This is a genomic window from Cupriavidus phytohabitans, assembly GCF_017815025.1.
Lineage (GTDB): Bacteria > Pseudomonadota > Gammaproteobacteria > Burkholderiales > Burkholderiaceae > Cupriavidus.
Map to the genome: position 1 here is coordinate 21,943 of NZ_JAGIQB010000059.1, position 15,969 is coordinate 37,911.

Below are 15,969 nucleotides of genomic sequence, written 5' to 3' on the forward strand. Positions count from 1 at the left end.
CATGCCACTTTCCGACTGGACCCATGAAGCCATCCGCAAGATCGAGGCGGATTTCAACCGCTCCGCGGACACCCACCTGATCCCGCTGGATTTGCCGGGCTACCCGGACATTCGTGTCTACTTCAAGGACGAATCCAGCCACCCGACCGGCAGCCTGAAGCACCGGCTGGCGCGCTCGCTGTTCCTGTATGCGCTGTGCAATGGCTGGCTGCATGAAGGCAGCACCGTGGTGGAGGCTTCCAGCGGGTCGACCGCGATTTCCGAAGCGTATTTCGCCAGGCTGCTGGGGCTGCCGTTCGTGGCGGTGATCCCGGCCGGCACGTCGCGCGCCAAGGTCGAGGCGATCGAGTTCTATGGCGGGCGCTGCCAGCTTGTCGACAGCCCGTCGGAAATCTATGCCGCGTCGCACCGCATCGCGCAGGAAACCGGCGGCCATTTCATGGACCAGTTCACCTACGCCGAGCGCGCCACCGACTGGCGCGCCAACAACAATATCGCCGAGTCCATCTTCAAGCAGATGGCGGAGGAGGAGCACCCGGTACCGGCCTGGCTGGTGTCCAGCGGCGGCACCGGCGGCACCATCGCCACGCTCGGCCGCTACGTTGCCTATCGCCGCCACAAGACGCGCGTGCTGTGCGCGGATCCGGAAAACTCGGTGTTCTTCGACTATTTCCGCAGCTGCCTGGCCGGCAAGCCGGAGCCGGACCTGTCGCTGCCAACCGGCTCGCGCATCGAGGGCATCGGCCGGCCGCGCGTGGAGCGCTCGTTCATCCCCAGCTGCATCGACGCCATGCTGAAGGTGCCCGATGCGCTGTCGTTCGCCGCCATGCGCTACCTGGCCAGGCGCTTCGGCCGCCGCGTCGGCGGCTCGACCGGCACCAACTTCGTCGGCGTGCTGTACCTGGCGCAGCAGATGCGGGCGGCAGGGCAGGCCGGTGCCATCGTCGCGCTGCTGTGCGACAGCGGCGATCGCTATGGCAATACCTATTACGACGAAGACTGGTATGCCGAGCAGCACATCGCCATCGACGCCGCCGATGCGCTGGTGGCGCGCGCGGTGAACGGTGAAGCGGTGCTTACGCCGCAGGCGGTGGCGGGGCTGCAGCCGGCCGGCGCCGGCATTCCGGGCTGAATGCAGGGGAATCGCGCCGCCGCCTTTCTGTCAAAATGCCGGCGTCCAGCGCTGCGGCGCCGACCCTTGCTCCACTGATGACCCCATCCCCATAGGGTGACTTGTCCATGCGTATCTTCGGTATCAGCATCCATATCATCGTTGCGTTGTTCTTCGCCGTGCATGCGGTGCGCACGCACCAGAACATGTACTGGCTGCTGATCCTGTTCCTGTTCCCGGGGCTGGGCAGCCTGGTCTACTTCTTCGCCATCTTCCTGCCCGAGCTGCGCCAGTCGCGCGGCGCGCGCGCGGCCACGCGCGCCATCTCGCAGCTGGTGGACCCCAACCGCGCGGTGCGCGAGGCCCGCACCGACTTCGACCGTGCCCCGACCGTGGCGCACCGCATGCGCCTGGGCGCCGCTCTGCTCGAAGCCGGCGAGCCGGCCGAGGCGCTGCAGCACTACCAGGCCGCGGCCAACGGCCCGTTCGCGTCCGATCCGGCGCTGCTGCAGGGGCTGGCCCAGGCGCAGTTCGCCACCGGCGACGCGGCCGCCGCACTGGCGACGCTGGAAAAGCTGTTTGCCGCCAGCCCGCATGCGCGCCAGCAGCCCGGCCCCGCCTTGCTGTATGCTCGCGCGCTGGCTGCCACCGGCGCGCCCGGCACGCGCGCCGCGTTCGAGCAGGCACTGACCAGTGCCAGCGATGTCGCGCCGCGCTGCCTGTACGCCGACTGGCTGGCAACGCAGCCCGAAGCCGCCGATCGCGAACGCGCGCGCGAGCTCTATGCCGAAATCGTCCACGACGCCCGCCACTGGCCGCGCCATGCCCGCGAACACAACCGCGAATGGCTGCAGCGCGCGCAGGCGGCGCTGGGCAAGTAAGGCGCACGCCCGTGGCCGAGTATTGCGGCCTTGTATGGCCGCCGTGTATTTCTCGACAATATGACCCTACTGAAACGCAAATCGATTGAAGCCGTGGCCTCGCGCCGTCCGGCACGTGGCAACCGCAACCGCGGCCAGGCGCCAGGCTCTCGCGCGGCTCGCGAAGAAAAGCGCATGACGCCGCGCTTCGCGCCGGTGACCTTCTCGGAGCTGGACGGCGTGCGCTACCTGCATTTCGGCACGGAGTGGGTGCAGGGCGCGATGCGCCTGCGCAAGCCGGATGCGATCGAGCTGGAATATGCGCAGCAGATGATGGCGTGGCTGCTGTTCCTGTCGCCTTCGGTGGATGAGTTCCACGTGGTGCAGCTCGGCCTCGGGGCTGCGGCGCTGACCAAGTTCTGCCACCGCCAGTTCAGCCGCGCGCGCGTGACCGCGGTCGAGCTGAACCCGGCGGTGATCGTCGCCGGGCGCAGCATGTTCGGCCTGCGCCAGGACGACGCGCGCCTGACCGTGCGCGAGCAGGACGCGTGGGACTACGTCATGGACGGCACCCACGCCGACGCCATCGACGTGCTGCAGGTGGACCTGTACGACGCCACCGCGCGCGGCCCGGTGCTCGACACCACCGCGTTCTACCGCGCCTGCCGCCGCACGCTGAAGGCACCGGGCGTGATGACCATCAACCTGTTCGGCGACCACGACAGCTTCCCGAAGAATATCGAGCGCATTTGCGAAGCCTTCGATAACCGCGTGCTGGTGTTCCCGGAGGTGCATGACGGCAACATCATTGCGATGGCGTTCAATGGCCCGGAGATCGATGTGGCGTGGGAAGTGCTGGAAGCGCGCGCCGACGTGGTCGAGAACACCACGGGGCTGCCGGCGCGGGACTGGGTGCAGAAGCTGCGCGCGGCCAACGCGCGGCAGGAAGAGCGGTTGAAGATCTAATCTAAGTTGGCGCCTCTCTCCCGCGGCGGGAGGGAGGGAGGGAGGCGCGTACTGCAGGCGTACTCGTGCCGGCAGCGCTATTCCTTGTGGAAAAACTGCGCTAACGACCATTCGTCCGTCCGCGCCTCATACTTCAGTCCCTTCTTCATCGCCCACATCGCCAGCTGGCTGTGCGAGGGAACGATCGCGTGGTCGGCCAGCGCAAACTTCGCCGCCGTGCGCGCGTTTTCCTCCCGCGCTTTCTCGCTGGAAACGGTGGTCAGCGATTTCTCGATCAGCTGGTCCAGCTGCGGGTTGCTGTACTTGCCCCAGTTCCAGGTGCCGTACCCCGTCTTGGGATTGGGCGTGCCCGTGATCGAGCGCAGCGCCACATCTGCCGCCGCCGATCCCCATCCCAGCATCTGGAAGGCAAAGTCACCCTGCCGCGCGCGCGTGAAGTAGGCCGCCACCGGCATGGTCTCGACCTTGGTCTGGATGCCGATGCGAGTCAGCATGCTGGCGGTGGCCTGCGCCACCGCGGCGTCGTTCAGGTAGCGGTTGTTGGTGGCGTGCAGCGTCAGCCCGAAGCCGTCCGGGTAGCCCGCGGCGGCCAGCAGCTTCTTGGCGCCTTCCGGGTCATAGGCTTCGGGCTTGGTGCCCGGATGCCCGAAGATCTGCGGCGACACGATCGACGACGCCGGCACCGCCAGCCCCTCCATGATGCGGTTGACGATGGCGTCGCGGTTCAGCGACTTGCTGATCGCGGCACGCACGCGCGCATCCTTGAACGGGTTCTTGCCCAGCGGCTTGCCGGCCTTGTCGGTGACGAAGGGCGGATTGTCACGCGACTGGTCCATTTGCCAGAAGATGGTGCGCCACGACACCTGCTGCTCGACCTTGAACTTCGGGTTCTGTTTGAGCTTGGCCACGTCGGCCGACGGCACGCTCTCGATCACGTCGACGTCGCCTGCCAGCAGCGCCGCGCTGCGCGCGCCGTTGTCGGTGATGATGCGGAACACGGCACGGTCCCACTCCGGCTTGGGTCCCCAGTAGTTGGGATTGCGCTCCATCACGATTTCCTGGCCGCGCGCGAAGCGCACGAACCTGAACGGCCCGGTGCCGATCATGGCCTTGCCCGAGTCGAAATCGGCCTGCGTCAGCGTGGCGGCGACCTTCTTCGGCATGATCGGCACGCTGTTCAGGTCGTTGGCCAGGTTGGCGTAATTGGGCACGCTCATGGTCAGGCGTACCGTCAGCGGATCGGGCGTGTCGATGCGGGCGATCGGCTTGGTGTAGCTGGTGAACGAGCCGGGGCTGTTGGTCAGCTTGTCCGGGCGCTCCAGCGAGGCCTTGACGTCTTCGCCGGTGAAGGGCGAGCCGTCGTGCCACTTCACGTTGGGGCGCAGCTTGATTTCCCAGGTAATGGCATTGACCGGCTTCCACGACAGCGCCAGGCCGGGGATATAGCGGGCGTTCTTGTCCATGAACACCAGCGATTCGAAGACATGCAGCGCGATCGCGTTGTTGGGGCCGGAGTTGTTCCAGTGCGGGTCCATCGAGGTGACGTCGGCGGCCAGTCCGATGCGCAGGTCTTCGGCGTGGGCGGCGCCGGCGGGCATCAGCGCTAAGGCGGCACTGCCCAGCATCAGCGCGGCGGCGGCGTGGAACAGGGCACGGCGGGCGGGCTGGCGGGACGTGGCGGTTGTCGATGGCATGGGACTGGCTCCTCGTACGGGTCCGGCGCGCGGACAGGTTCTCAGGCGGTTTGTCCCGCATTGTGCCGCTAAAGTGGCATGGTTGCAGCGTCCGATGCAAAGCTGCGGGGTGCGGCGCCGGTAGAATGGAGGCCATGTTTGCCAATTCCCGCACCATTGTCTCGGCGCAGTCCGATGTCCACGAACACCTGGCCGCGCGTGTCTCGCGCCACCTTGCCGAGCCGTTCCGCAAGCCCATTGGTGAAGCCAGCCGCCGCGCACTGAGCGCAGCGCTCGACAACTGGCGGCAGGCCGGCGGCGCGCCGCTGATCCTGGATGCCGGCTGCGGCGTGGGCGAAAGCACGCTGCGCCTGGCGACGTCGTTCCCGGACCACTACGTGATCGGCGTCGACCAGTCCGAAAAGCGCCTGGCCGCTGGCAAGGACTGGTGGGGCGAGGCACCGATGCCGGCCAATTTCTGCTGGGCGCGGGCCGACCTGGTCGATGTCTGGCGCATGCTCCAGGCCGACGCGGTACCGTTGGCGCGCCACTACGTGCTGTACCCGAACCCGTGGCCGAAGATCGGCCACCTGGGGCGGCGCTGGCAGGGCCATGCGGTGTTCCCGGCGCTGGCGGCGTGCGGCGATTACCTTGAATGCCGCAGTAACTGGAAGGTCTATATCGACGAGTTCGCACAGGCGCTGGCGCTGGTCGGGCGCCCGGCGCAAGTGATCGAGCCCTGGCAGCCGGCGCAGGCGATGACGCCGTTCGAGCGCAAGTACGCGGCTTCGGGGCATGGACTCTGGCGCTGCGTCAGCCAACGCGGCGCCTGAAGACAGCCAGCAAACAAAAACGGCCCACGATGTGGGCCGTTTGCTCGCTTGGCCTGCAGGAACTCAGTGGAACAGCGGCTGCTGCGTCGGCGCGTCTTCCGGCAACTCCGCATGCACGATCTCGCCATTGCGGTCGGCATACAGCGGCGTACCGCAATCCTCGCAGTATTCCGGATCGAACAGCGCCGCGTGGCGGAAGATATCTTCCACGCCGGCATTGCGCAGTTCTTCGCAGATCTGCTCGAGCGGATTGCCCTTCTCGTCGGCATCGACTTCGCCGGCTTCGCGGCCATACACCGGCCAGACGATCCCGTAGATCACATCCTTTTCGCCGCGCATGGTGAAGCCGACGCGGTATTCCTCAACCACCTCCTCGCCGAACGCGGCCACCACCGCGGCCAGCTGGCCCGCGGAGATATCCAGCGTGCCGGCCAGGTAGTTGACGGCGGCGCGCACGGTCAGCGGGCGGATGCTCTTGTCGGATTCGCGGCACGACAGGAAGAAGGCGTCGGGCAGCAGCAGCTCGAACTCGCAGCCCGGCAGCAGCAGCGCCACCGACGGCTGGACCTGGCTGCGCCATTGCTCCAGGCACGTTGAGCGCTCGGCATGGTGCTCCTTGGCGTCTTCCTGCCAGCGGAACAGCGCCTGCTCGTGCGGGGCCACCACCACGGCCAGCAGGTAGCGCGGGTCGGCCAGGATCGGCGCGGTTTCGGGCAGGTCGCGCAGGTCGACCTTGGGCACCGATCCGGCCAGCGCGGCCGCGGCCAGCTTGTGCGTCAGCGCAAAGGTGTCGCTGTGCGTGCGCGGCAGCTGGTCGATGCTGTACAAGTACGGCGACAGCGCCACCTTGGTGCCGGAAGCCAGCACATGTGCCTGCAAGTGCACGGCCAGCGTCTGCGCCAGTTCCGGCTTGAGTGTGCCCGAAGGGATGGCGTAACGCGTGTGCGCCAGGATCGGCGCAGCGATCAGCAGCGCGTCGTAGCGCTGGCCATCGACCTCGATGGTGGCCGATTCGGCCAGCGTCTCGGCCTGCTCGGCCAGCACGTCGGAGGCGTCGGCGTTGTGCTTGAACAGATGTTCCAGCGCCGCGTCCAGCGCGGTCTGGCTACCGTTCTTCAACAGGCGGCCCAGGCGCTGCGAGAGTCGCCGTTCCCAGTAGCCATCCTCCATGCGGCTGCCCGATGCGTCGAGGGCGAGCGCATCGGCCACCAACCGCTCGGCGTCGGGCGAAAGACGTGGGGAAGCCTTGGGGCGAAAACCTGCCATAGAAAGAAACCGTCCGTTTATGCGTAAAACGGTATTCTACTCGTTGCGTTGACAAGCGGCCGCACGATTGCGGCGTGCTATTGCCCTTGGCAAGGTAGAAGAATCGATTTTATTTCTGTTCGCTGGCTGCCGGAGCGGCCGGTGCGTGGGTTTCGACACCGTGCTGCTCGCCGGAAATCGACACATCGCTGCCACCCTTGGTCAGAAGATAGAGCGCCGCGCCGGCAACGACGATGAAAGCGATGATGATCTTTGCCATGTTGTCTCCAGTGTCTGTCTGAAGCGGGTTGGTTCCGCTTCCGGGTCATTGCGACCGCTGTTCTTTGGGACTCAGTGTGGCAGCACTGCCTTGCGTGGAACTTACACGCTTGTGCGTGATCCAGAGGCCACACTATGCACCATGGCAAACGCCGTCTGGCGCGTCCCCAATACGGGACCCGGCAGGCGGCGTTTGCTTGTGCAACCCGCGGGCGTCAGGCGGCCAGCAGCTGGCGCAGCACGAAGGGCAGGATGCCGCCGTGGTTGTAGTAGTCGACCTCGATCGGCGTGTCGATGCGCAGCAGCACCGGCACGCGCTGCACGTCGCCATTCCCGCGCTTGATCACCAGCACCAGGTCCTGCTGCGGCTTGAGGTCACCCGGGTTGTCCAGGCCCGGGCCTTCGATGTCGAAGGTCTCGTTGCCGGTGATGCCGAGCGTCTGCGCACTGTCGCTGCCCTTGAACTGCAGCGGCAGCACGCCCATGCCGACCAGGTTGGAGCGGTGGATGCGCTCGAAGCTGCGCGCCACCACGGCCTTCACGCCCAGCAGCTGCGTGCCCTTGGCGGCCCAGTCGCGCGACGAGCCGGTGCCGTATTCCTCGCCGCCGAACACCACCGTAGGCGTGCCCTCGGCAATGTACTTCATGGCCGCGTCGTAGATCGACATCTGCTCGCCGGTAGGCTGGTGGATGGTGATGCCGCCTTCCACGCGCGCGCCGTCCGGCTTGGGCGGGATCATCAGGTTCTTGATGCGCACGTTGGCGAAAGTGCCGCGCATCATCACCTCATGGTTGCCGCGGCGCGAGCCGTAGCTGTTGAAGTCGGCCTTGAGCACGCCATGCTCCTGCAGGTACTTGCCCGCGGGGGAGGTGTCCTTGATCGAGCCGGCTGGCGAGATATGGTCGGTGGTCACCGAATCGCCGAAAATGCCCAGCGCGCGCGCGCCGCGCACGCTGGCCGAGGCACCCGACGGCTCCATGCTGAAATCCTGGAAGAAGGGCGGCTCGGCGATGTAGGTCGACCTGGGCCAGTCGTAGACCTGGCCCTTGGTGCCCTGGATCGCGCCCCACAGCTTGCTTGGCTTCTTGACCTGTTCGTAGTTGCCCTTGAAGGTCTTGGCGTCCATCGCGAACTTCATCAGCGCATGGATTTCCTCCGAGGTCGGCCAGATGTCGCCCAGCCAGATGTCGCGGCCGCCCTTGCCCTTGCCGACAGGCTCGGTCATCAGGTCGCACGTGACATTGCCGGCGATGGCGTAAGCCACCACCAGCGGCGGCGAAGCCAGGAAGTTGGCGCGGATGTTCGGGTGGATGCGCGCCTCGAAGTTGCGGTTGCCGGACAGCACCGCGGCCGCCACCAGGTCGTTCTGGACGATCGCCTCGTTCAGCTCGGGCGTCAGGTCGCCGGCATTGCCGATGCACGTGGTGCAGCCGTAGGCGGTTACGCCGAAGCCCAGCTTTTCCAGGTACGGAAGCAGGCCTGCGGCCTTCAGGTATTCGGTGACCACGCGGCTGCCCGGCGCCAGCGAGGTCTTGATGTGCGGCGCCACTTCCAGCCCGGCTTCCACCGCCTTCCTGGCCAGCAGGCCGGCCGCCAGCAGCACGCTCGGGTTGGAGGTGTTGGTGCACGAGGTGATCGCGGCGATCAGCACGTCGCCGTTCTTCACTTCAATGCCGTTGCTGGTGCGGTAAGGCTGGTTCAGCTCGGCCGGATCCTTGTTGAAGCCGTTCTCGGCCACCGGCTTGCTGAACAGCGATGCGAAGGTGCTCTTGACGTTGCCGATCTCGATGCGGTCCTGCGGGCGCTTCGGCCCCGCCAGCGACGGCGCCACGGTGGACAGGTCCAGCTTCAGCGTCTTGCTGAAGTCAATGTCGCCGGCCTGGGGAATGCCGAACATCTGCTGGGCGCGGAAGTAGCCTTCAAAGGCGTCGATTTCCTCGTCGGTGCGGCCGGTGCCGCGGAAGTAATCGATGGTTTTCTCGTCGACCGGGAAGAAGCCCATGGTGGCACCGTATTCCGGTGCCATGTTGCCGATGGTGGCGCGATCCGGCACCGACAGGCTGGCCGTGCCTTCGCCGAAGAACTCGACGAACTTGCCGACCACCTTCTCCTTGCGCAGCATTTCGGTGATGGTCAGCACCAGGTCGGTGGCCGTGACGCCTTCGCGCAGGCGGCCGGTCAGCTCCACGCCGACCACGTCCGGCGTCAGGAAGTACACCGGCTGGCCCAGCATGCCGGCCTCGGCCTCGATGCCGCCGACGCCCCAGCCGACCACGCCAATACCGTTGATCATGGTGGTGTGCGAGTCGGTGCCGACCAGCGTGTCAGGGTAGTAGACCCCATCCTTCTTGTGCACGCCGCGCGCCAGGTACTCTAGGTTGACCTGGTGCACGATGCCGAAGCCCGGCTGCACCACGCCAAAGGTGTCGAACGCTTGCATGCCCCACTTCATGAACTGGTAGCGCTCGTTGTTGCGCTGGAATTCCAGCTGCATGTTCAGGTCCAGCGCCTTCTTTTCGCGGAAATGGTCGACCTGCACCGAGTGGTCGACCACCAGGTCGACCGGCACCAGCGGCTCGATCTTCTTGGGATCCTGGCCCATCTTCTCGGCCACATTGCGCATCGCGGCAAGGTCGGCCAGCAGCGGCACGCCGGTGAAGTCCTGCAGCACCACGCGGGCCACGACGAACGGGATCTCGTCGACACGCTTGGCATTCGGCTTCCAGCCAGCGAGCTGCCTGACGTGATCTTCGGTAACTTTCTTGCCGTCGCAGTTGCGCAGCACGGCTTCCAGCACGACGCGGATCGATACCGGCAGGCGCCCGATGTCCAGGTCCAGTTCTTGCGCCAGTTGCGGCAGGGAATAGAACTGGCCCTTGCCGGAAGCGCCGATCTTGAATTCTTTTAGCGTGTTCTTGAGGTTATGGGGCATTGCCGTACTCCGATCGAAGGATGATGCGATGGCATTTGGCTCGGACCTCTGAAACTGGATTCAGACCCCCGGTGCGCTGCCGCGGCATGTGACCGCGGTCCGAGGTCGGCAGCGCACTGCAACTGCATACTCTAACCGCCGCGGGGCTTTGCCGCCACCCGGTCTCGATCGGCCGGACCCCGGCCATGCCTTCCCGCGGCGCGACAGCGCCCCCTGGCGGGATTGCCCCGCCTGCAAGGCAAAAGGGTGCCGGCGGCCGGAATTCAGGCGGCCGCCGGCACCCTGCGGGGATTTACTGCTTCGGTGCCGCGGACTGCTGGGTCGCGTCAGGCTGCTGCGCCTGCTGCGCCTGCTGCGGCTGGACCGTCGGGCCGCCCGGGGGCGTGGCCAGCAACGGCGCGCCGACCGGGGCGCGCAGGCCGCCAGCCTGGGTCGGGGCCGCGGCGCCGGCTTGCATGGCGCCGCTCTGGCAGTCGTCGGCCAGGCGCTGGCCCAGGTTCTTGTTGAACAGCATGGCCTTGCTCGGGATCACCACCAGGTCCAGGCCGGTGCGGGCGTCGTAGTAGCGGTCGGCGCCGGTCACGGTAGCCTGGCGCGGCAGCTTGTAGTCGCGGCCTTGCCAGTGCACGGTCAGGATTTCGTCGCGCAGCATGTCGCCCGAGATATAGATGCTGTTGCCCAGCTCGCACTGCCACTTTTCACCGGTCGGGGTGACGGCTGCGGCGGCGCCGGCAGCGGCGGCGGTGCCCGCTGCCGCCTTCTTCTTGGTCGAGGACTTCTTCTTGGTGGTCGTGGTCTTCTTGGCCGGCTCTTGCGCCATCACGGCGGTGGCGGTGGTCAGGCTGAACGCGCCGATGCAGGCGGCAAGTACGAGATGTTTCATTTTGTGAGTGCCTTTCGGATTCTGAAATCTGGTCTGTTTGTCGTTCGCCGCCGTCACATTGCGCGGCGCCTGGGATGAAAGTCCGCCGCTATTCTCTACGATTTGCCTGAGCCCGCGAAGTGCGCTGGCCTTTGGTTACATAATCGGGGTGTCCGGTTAGTCCGGGTTCACTTACGCTTGCCGATCGGCGCGAATTTGAGGTTTTCGGGGCCCACGTAGTTGGCGCTGGGGCGGATGATCTTGTTGTCGATGCGTTGCTCGATGATGTGCGCGGCCCAGCCGGACGTACGCGCGATCACGAACAGCGGCGTGAACATCGCCGTCGGCACGCCCATCATGTGGTAGCTCACCGCGCTGAACCAGTCCAGGTTCGGGAACATCTTCTTGATGTCCCACATCACCGTCTCCAGGCGCTCGGCGATGTCGAACATCTTCATCGAGCCGGCGTCCTTCGACAGCTTGCGCGCGGTTTCCTTGATCACCTGGTTGCGCGGATCGGCAATGGTGTACACCGGGTGACCGAAGCCGATCACCACTTCCTTGTTCTCGACGCGGCGGGTGATGTCGGCCTGCGCCTCATCCGGGCTGTCGTAGCGCTTCTGGATCTCGAAGGCCACTTCGTTGGCGCCGCCGTGCTTGGGGCCGCGCAGCGCGCCGATCGCGCCGCAGATGGCCGAGTACATGTCCGAGCCCGTGCCGGCGATCACGCGGCCGGTGAAGGTGCTGGCGTTGAACTCGTGCTCCGCGTACAGGATCATCGAGGTGTGCATGGCACGCTCCCACAGCGCCGACGGCTTCTCGCCGTGCAGCAGGTGCAGGAAGTGGGCGCCGATCGAATCGTCGTCGGTCTCGACCTCGATGCGCTTGCCGTTGTGGCTGTAGTGGTACCAGTACAGCAGCATCGAGCCCAGGCTGGCCATCAGGCGGTCGGCGATGTCGCGCGCGCCCGGGGTGTTGTGGTTTTCCTTCTCCGGCAGCACGGTGCCCAGCACCGACACGCCGGTGCGCATCACGTCCATCGGGTGGGCGCTGGCCGGGACCCATTCCAGTGCCAGCTTGACGTTGGCGGGCAGGGCGCGCAGGGCCTTCAGCCTGGCCTTGTAGGCGGCCAGTTCAGCCTTGTTGGGCAGCTTGCCATGCACCAGCAGGTGGGCGATTTCTTCGAATTCGCAGGCGTCGGCGACATCGAGGATGTCATAGCCGCGGTAGTGCAGGTCATTGCCGGTGCGGCCGACCGTGCACAGCGCGGTGTTTCCCGCGGTGACGCCGGACAGGGCGACGGATTTTTTGACTTTCGGTGCCGCGGGCGCTGTCGTGGCGGCCCGTGCTGCGGTCTTCGAAGCGGACATCCGGGTCTCCTTCGGTCGCGTCCGTGGCTTGTTGTTGTGGCGGTGTCAGGCGAAGAACAGCGCTTCCACGTTGTCCGGCAGCGGCGTGCCGGTGGCCTGGGCGCGCTGCAGCAGCGACCAGTAATAGCGGTAGCTGGCGCGGTCGTGCAACTGGCCGTCATGGCGGATCGGCGCCCAGTTGTTCTCGTGGGCCGCCAGCAAGATCTGGCTGGCGGCGCCGATTTCTTCCGCACCCGGCCGGAAGGCGGTGACGATTGGCGCGATCTGGCCCGGATGGATGCTCCACTTGCGCAGATAGCCGAACTCGGCGCGCGCGCGCAGTGCATCGTCACCGGCCCGCTGCGGCGTCTGCACATCGGTGCTGACGTTGTGCGACGGCACCTTGCCGTGGCGATGGCAGGCGGCGGAGATCTCCAGCATGGCGCGGCGGATCAGCGGATGCTCGAACTGCTGCGGCGAGCGCATGGCGTCGCCGGGAATCGCGCCGTGGTGCGCCGACACGAAGTCCATCAGGCCGAAGCTCAGGCATTCCACCTGCACCAGCGCGGCGATATCGAACGCCTGCTCGAGCGCGGCGTGTGTCTCGATCAGCACATGGATCGGGATATGGCGGGCGATGCCGGCGTTGCGCGCCACCTGGTTGACATGGTCGGTCACGCGCGCGACCTCGACCACGTCCGTCACCTTGGGCACGACCACGTAGGCCAGCCGAGCGCCGGCGGCGCGCACCAGCACATCGACATCCTGGCGCCAGCTGGGGTGGGCGGGATCATGGATGCGCACGCCGACGCGGTTGTGCGCGTTCAGCGTGCTGTTGACCAGTTGCGCGCACAACTCGGCGTGCTCGCGCTCCTGGCCTACTGCGGCGCCGTCCTCGCAGTCGAAGGTGATGTCGAAGACCGGCCCAAGCTCTTGCTGCAGGGCAAGCGACTTGCGCATCAGCTTTTCGCTGCCCGCATAGTGGTCACACACCGGCAACTGGACCGGGATGGCTTCGCCCTGGAACAAGACCTCGGATGGATGCACGGGAATTCAGGTGGGTTGGGGTTGGACGGGAGGCACATCATAGCGCCCCAATATGAAAAAAACCGGGGTTCCGCGCCGATTTTTTGAATCGTTGCGGAACCCCGGTCTTTCCTGGAACGCGCTGAAGATCAGCCCAGCAGATGCTGCACGCCGGCCTTTTCTTCTTCCAGCTCGTTCAGGGTGATGTTGATCTTTTCCTGGCTGTAGGCGTCGATCTCCAGGCCCTTGACGATTTCGTACTTGCCATTGGCGCAGGTCACGGGGTAGCCGAACATGGTGTCGGCCGGGATGCCGTATTCGCCGTTCGACGGGATGCCCATGGTGACGACCTTGCCGTTGGTGCCCAGCACCCAGTCATGCACGTGGTCGATGGCAGCGTTGGCGGCCGAGGCGGCCGACGACAGGCCACGCGCTTCGATGATGGCGGCACCGCGCTTGCCGACGGTCGGCAGGAACACGTCGTTGTTCCACACCGGGTCGTTGATCATGTCCTTGACGCTCTTGCCGTCGACGGTGGCGTAACGGTAGTCGGCGTACATGGTCGGGCTGTGGTTGCCCCACACGAACATCTTCTCGATCGACGACACCGGCTTGCCGGTCTTGGCGGCGATCTGCGACAGGGCACGGTTGTGGTCCAGGCGCAGCATGGCGGTGAAGTTCTCGCGCGGCAGGCTCGGTGCCGACTTCATGGCGATGTAGGCGTTGGTGTTGGCCGGGTTGCCGACCACCAGCACCTTGACATTGCGGCTGGCGACTTCGTCCAGCGCCTTGCCCTGCACCGTGAAGATCTGGGCGTTGGCTTCGAGCAGGTCCTTGCGCTCCATGCCCTTGCTGCGCGGACGGGCGCCAACCAGCAGGGCCACGTCGGCATCCTTGAAGGCAACCTTGGGATCATCGGTGATGACCACGCCGGCCAGCAGCGGGAAGGCGCAGTCTTCCAGTTCCATCACCACGCCCTTGACGGCGGCCTGGGCTTGCGGGAGGTCGAGCAGTTGGAGGATGACCGGCTGGTCTTTACCCAGCATGTCGCCGTTGGCGATGCGGAACAGCAGGGAATAGCCGATCTGGCCAGCGGCGCCGGTCACTGCGACGCGCATTGGGGCTTTAGCCATGAGTAAATCTCCAAACGATAGAAGGGGGTAACCGGTCGGCGGCACGCCGTCGCCAACTCAAGGCGGCGTGCACGCCGGGTGCTGGTTGTCGCCACAGCGGGAGCGGCCGTCCGCCGGAACCAGGTGGCGGGGCCACGGGGCGGAACCGGTAAGGGGAGCCACAACGGGTCATGGTGATGCAACGAAGCGTAAGTCTACTGCGAAGCGAGCCGCCATTTCCAGACCGATTTCCAGTCCGGACCGCGGGGGAGAGTGCCGGGTCAGGCATCCTTCGGCGGCACGAGCATGGCATTCGGCATTCGCGGGCGTGGAACAGCGCGAGTGTAGGTCCGGCCCCACTGGCTGTCAATTCATATGTCTTATATAAGACATAAGACAATTAACGTCAGGCTGGCGCCCGCCGCCCTTTTGTGGTGAAATCCCGCCTATGTCCTCCCTGTCTACGTCCCTCTCCGGCGCTGCCGTCCCCGGCGCGCAGGACTCTGGCGCGGCTACCTCCGGCGCCGGGACGCAGCCGCCTTCGTCGACCTCGTCCACTCCGTCGGCATCCCCTGCGCCCCAGGCCGCCGCCCAGCCGGGCCCGCAGGCCGCCCCGTCGCCCACCTTCAGTCCCCTGTACCAGCAGATCAAGGCGCTCATCATGCGCAGCCTGCAGTCGGGCGAGTGGAAGCCGGGCGAGATGATCCCCAGCGAAATGGAGCTGGCGGCACGCTACAAGGTGAGCCAGGGCACGGTGCGCAAGGCCATCGACGAACTCGCCGCAGAAAACCTGGTGGCACGCCGGCAGGGCAAGGGCACCTTCGTGACCACGCACCATGAGGACGTGGTCAAGTTCCGTTTCCTGCGCCTCGTCCCCGACGAAGGCGAGCCCCATTACGGCGCCAGCCATGTGCTGGAGTGCAAGCGCCTGCGCGCGCCCGCCGAGATCGCGCGGCTGCTCGATATCCGCACCGGCGACAGCGTGGTGCAGATCCGCCGCGTGCTCACTTTCTCCGGCGAGTCGACCGTGCTCGATGAGATCTGGCTGCTGGGCGCCAACTTCAAAGGCCTCACCGCGGAGAAGCTGACGGAGTGGAAGGGGCCCATGTATGCATTGTTCGAGGCCGAGTTCGGTACGCGCATGATCCGCGCCTCGGAAAAGATCCGCGCCGTGTCCGCCGACGAGACGGCGGCCGAGTTGCTGTCCGTGCCGGTGGGCTCGCCGCTGTTGTCGGTCGAGCGCGTGTCCTATACCTACGGCGATCGCCCCGTTGAGGTGCGCCGCGGGTTGTATGTGACGACCAAACACTATTATCAGAACGACCTGAGCTGAGTCACGGAGCCGGCGTGATCCCCGCGCCAGCTGCGATTATTGCGGCTTTTGTGATAGTGGTGCGGGCTGTTGCGCAGCACTGGTGGACGTTGCGTGGTATTGCCGGGCCATGGGCATGGTGTGCGATTGTCGGGCGGCGCATGTGGTTGCGCGATAGCTGAAAATTATTGGTGCGGCGCGCAACAAAGGCGCTAAAATCTCGTGGATTTGCCTCAATGCATCCCGCTGCATGCAGGCAATGGCAGTTTCGTTTCTTTGTTTACCGCTAATGGGGTCTCGCATGGCTGAAGCCGTCAAACAAGCCAGGCCGGAGTTCCGGAATATCGGTATCTCGCAGATCGCGAAATACCGGTTGCCCTGGGCCGGCAAGGTATCCATCCTGCATCG

13 protein-coding genes and 1 pseudogene are annotated in these 15,969 nt (G+C 65.9%); 6 read left to right on the forward strand and 8 right to left on the reverse strand.

The genetic code is table 11. The features are described from left to right. The first annotated feature begins 1 nt into the window (after window position 1). The 3 genes from J8I34_RS29065 to J8I34_RS29075 all read left to right on the forward strand — a co-directional run bounded on the left by J8I34_RS29065 (window position 2) and on the right by J8I34_RS29075 (window position 2,937). On the forward strand, window positions 2-1,132 hold the full coding sequence (locus tag J8I34_RS29065; RefSeq protein WP_209807643.1) for a PLP-dependent cysteine synthase family protein: 1,131 nt from the start codon (window positions 2-4) through the stop codon (window positions 1,130-1,132). Between the two features lie 107 nt (window positions 1,133-1,239). Beyond that, window positions 1,240-1,992 (forward strand): tetratricopeptide repeat protein, encoded by a 753-nt coding sequence (locus tag J8I34_RS29070; RefSeq protein ID WP_209807644.1) that lies wholly within the window; start codon window positions 1,240-1,242, stop codon window positions 1,990-1,992. A 60-nt stretch (window positions 1,993-2,052) separates the two neighbouring features. Continuing rightward, complete coding sequence (locus J8I34_RS29075) at window positions 2,053-2,937, forward strand: class I SAM-dependent methyltransferase (protein ID WP_209776394.1); 885 nt, start codon at window positions 2,053-2,055, stop codon at window positions 2,935-2,937. A 77-nt stretch (window positions 2,938-3,014) separates the two neighbouring features. On the opposite strand, the gene J8I34_RS29080 is transcribed toward J8I34_RS29075, so the two are convergent. Further along, complete coding sequence (locus J8I34_RS29080) at window positions 3,015-4,631, reverse strand: ABC transporter substrate-binding protein (RefSeq protein ID WP_209807645.1); 1,617 nt, start codon at window positions 4,629-4,631, stop codon at window positions 3,015-3,017. Between the two features lie 125 nt (window positions 4,632-4,756). Between J8I34_RS29080 and trmB the strand changes: the two genes are divergently transcribed. Continuing rightward, a complete protein-coding gene (gene trmB / locus J8I34_RS29085) occupies window positions 4,757-5,443 on the forward strand; it encodes a tRNA (guanine(46)-N(7))-methyltransferase TrmB (RefSeq protein WP_209807646.1) in 687 nt (228 codons plus the stop codon). A gap of 63 nt (window positions 5,444-5,506) precedes the next feature. On the opposite strand, the gene J8I34_RS29090 is transcribed toward trmB, so the two are convergent. The 7 genes from J8I34_RS29090 to J8I34_RS29120 all read right to left on the reverse strand — a co-directional run bounded on the left by J8I34_RS29090 (window position 5,507) and on the right by J8I34_RS29120 (window position 14,270). Next, window positions 5,507-6,709, reverse strand: coding sequence for a DUF2863 family protein (locus J8I34_RS29090; protein ID WP_029049195.1), 1,203 nt, complete (start codon window positions 6,707-6,709; stop codon window positions 5,507-5,509). A gap of 109 nt (window positions 6,710-6,818) precedes the next feature. Then, window positions 6,819-6,968, reverse strand: coding sequence for a hypothetical protein (locus J8I34_RS29095; RefSeq protein ID WP_198030864.1), 150 nt, complete (start codon window positions 6,966-6,968; stop codon window positions 6,819-6,821). A gap of 214 nt (window positions 6,969-7,182) precedes the next feature. Continuing rightward, window positions 7,183-9,900 (reverse strand): aconitate hydratase AcnA, encoded by a 2,718-nt coding sequence (acnA, locus tag J8I34_RS29100; protein ID WP_209807647.1) that lies wholly within the window; start codon window positions 9,898-9,900, stop codon window positions 7,183-7,185. Window positions 9,901-10,192: 292 nt separating this feature from the next. Further along, window positions 10,193-10,783, reverse strand: coding sequence for a hypothetical protein (locus J8I34_RS29105; protein ID WP_209776397.1), 591 nt, complete (start codon window positions 10,781-10,783; stop codon window positions 10,193-10,195). A 167-nt stretch (window positions 10,784-10,950) separates the two neighbouring features. Further along, window positions 10,951-12,132 carry a bifunctional 2-methylcitrate synthase/citrate synthase gene (prpC, locus tag J8I34_RS29110; RefSeq protein ID WP_209776398.1) on the reverse strand — a complete coding sequence of 394 codons (1,182 nt, stop codon included), beginning with the start codon at window positions 12,130-12,132 and terminating at the stop codon, window positions 10,951-10,953. A 45-nt stretch (window positions 12,133-12,177) separates the two neighbouring features. Further along, the gene (locus J8I34_RS29115) at window positions 12,178-13,158 is read right to left on the reverse strand and encodes an HpcH/HpaI aldolase/citrate lyase family protein (RefSeq protein WP_029049199.1); all 981 of its coding nucleotides are present in this window, start codon (window positions 13,156-13,158) and stop codon (window positions 12,178-12,180) included. A 128-nt stretch (window positions 13,159-13,286) separates the two neighbouring features. Continuing rightward, complete coding sequence (locus J8I34_RS29120) at window positions 13,287-14,270, reverse strand: malate dehydrogenase (protein ID WP_029049200.1); 984 nt, start codon at window positions 14,268-14,270, stop codon at window positions 13,287-13,289. A gap of 427 nt (window positions 14,271-14,697) precedes the next feature. Here J8I34_RS29120 and J8I34_RS29125 point away from each other — a divergent pair, with 427 nt between their 5' ends. Both J8I34_RS29125 and J8I34_RS29130 read left to right on the forward strand, forming a co-directional pair. Then, a complete protein-coding gene (locus tag J8I34_RS29125; RefSeq protein ID WP_209776399.1) occupies window positions 14,698-15,582 on the forward strand; it encodes a GntR family transcriptional regulator in 885 nt (294 codons plus the stop codon). Window positions 15,583-15,862: 280 nt separating this feature from the next. Further along, window positions 15,863-15,969: pseudogene (locus tag J8I34_RS29130) on the forward strand (succinate dehydrogenase, cytochrome b556 subunit); the annotation flags it as partial.

Excerpts from the sequence above, each read along its gene's own strand:
- J8I34_RS29090 (WP_029049195.1), bottom strand. The coding sequence starts at position 6,709 with ATGGCAGGTTTTCGCCCCAAGGCTTCCCCACGTCTTTCGCCCGACGCC.
- trmB (WP_209807646.1), top strand. The coding sequence starts at position 4,757 with ATGGAGGCCATGTTTGCCAATTCCCGCACCATTGTCTCGGCGCAGTCC.
- J8I34_RS29095 (WP_198030864.1), bottom strand. The coding sequence starts at position 6,968 with ATGGCAAAGATCATCATCGCTTTCATCGTCGTTGCCGGCGCGGCGCTC.
- acnA (WP_209807647.1), bottom strand. The coding sequence starts at position 9,900 with ATGCCCCATAACCTCAAGAACACGCTAAAAGAATTCAAGATCGGCGCT.
- prpC (WP_209776398.1), bottom strand. The coding sequence starts at position 12,132 with ATGTCCGCTTCGAAGACCGCAGCACGGGCCGCCACGACAGCGCCCGCG.
- J8I34_RS29120 (WP_029049200.1), bottom strand. The coding sequence starts at position 14,270 with ATGGCTAAAGCCCCAATGCGCGTCGCAGTGACCGGCGCCGCTGGCCAG.
- J8I34_RS29125 (WP_209776399.1), top strand. The coding sequence starts at position 14,698 with ATGTCCTCCCTGTCTACGTCCCTCTCCGGCGCTGCCGTCCCCGGCGCG.
- J8I34_RS29070 (WP_209807644.1), top strand. The coding sequence starts at position 1,240 with ATGCGTATCTTCGGTATCAGCATCCATATCATCGTTGCGTTGTTCTTC.
- J8I34_RS29065 (WP_209807643.1), top strand. The coding sequence starts at position 2 with ATGCCACTTTCCGACTGGACCCATGAAGCCATCCGCAAGATCGAGGCG.
- J8I34_RS29075 (WP_209776394.1), top strand. The coding sequence starts at position 2,053 with ATGACCCTACTGAAACGCAAATCGATTGAAGCCGTGGCCTCGCGCCGT.
- J8I34_RS29080 (WP_209807645.1), bottom strand. The coding sequence starts at position 4,631 with ATGCCATCGACAACCGCCACGTCCCGCCAGCCCGCCCGCCGTGCCCTG.
- J8I34_RS29105 (WP_209776397.1), bottom strand. The coding sequence starts at position 10,783 with ATGAAACATCTCGTACTTGCCGCCTGCATCGGCGCGTTCAGCCTGACC.